Source organism: Actinocorallia aurantiaca (assembly GCF_039533685.1).
GTDB lineage: Bacteria > Actinomycetota > Actinomycetes > Streptosporangiales > Streptosporangiaceae > Actinocorallia > Actinocorallia aurantiaca.
The window spans coordinates 1-756 of the sequence record NZ_BAAATZ010000051.1; the positions used below are offsets into that span (position 1 = coordinate 1).

General features: G+C 76.5%; 1 protein-coding gene. It reads right to left on the minus strand.

What is annotated here, in order from left to right:
- The coding region (locus ABD327_RS37240; protein WP_344458492.1) for a hypothetical protein at window positions 1-756 on the minus strand (756 nt) is incomplete at both ends.

The window sequence follows — 756 nt, forward strand, 5'->3', positions numbered from 1 at the left end:
CGAACAGCCAGTTCAGGACGCGCCCCCACACGCCGCCCTTGCCGTAGGCGGCGGCGTCCAGGCGGCGGGCCAGACGGGCGGTGCGCGAGGAGATCGGGCCCGGCTGGTCTTCGGCCCACCAGGACGCCCACCGGCTGAACCGGCTGCTCGGCGTCGCGGTGGTCTTCTTCGTGGCGGTCGGTGTGGTGTCCTTGCCGGTCACCTTCTTCGGTGCCTCCTTTGCGGTGGCGGCCGCACCCTTGGCGGCCGGGGTGGCGGGGGTCGTCTTGGTGGCGGGCGTCTTGGCGTCCTTGCGGGCGGGGACGCGCAGAGCAGCGCCGCCGCCGTCGGTGGCGGTCGCCTTGTTCGCCTTGCTCCTGGACGACGTCGCGGTGCGGCCGCGGCCGCCGAGCACGGAGCGCGCCGGAGACGAGCCGCTCGAGCTCGAGCGCGTCGACGGCCACAACGCCTTGCCGCCCTGGCGGCCGCCGCCGGAGCGGCCGAGCCCGGGCAGACGCGACGAGGAGGCCGAGCGGCCCGACGTCGCGGTGCGCCCCCGCCCGCCGAGCAGACCGCCACCGGCGGCGGCCGGGGAGCGCAGCGCGGACTGAACCGTCTTGACCGTGCGCGTCTTCTCGGTGCGACCGCGGCCGCTCTTGTCGCCCTTGGCGCCCATGCGGTGACGCACGTAGGCGACACCGGCGACCGCGGTCACGACGCCGCCGGCGGCCAGGCCCACGACGCCGGTCGTCTGGTAGAGCACCGTCCCGGCGACCG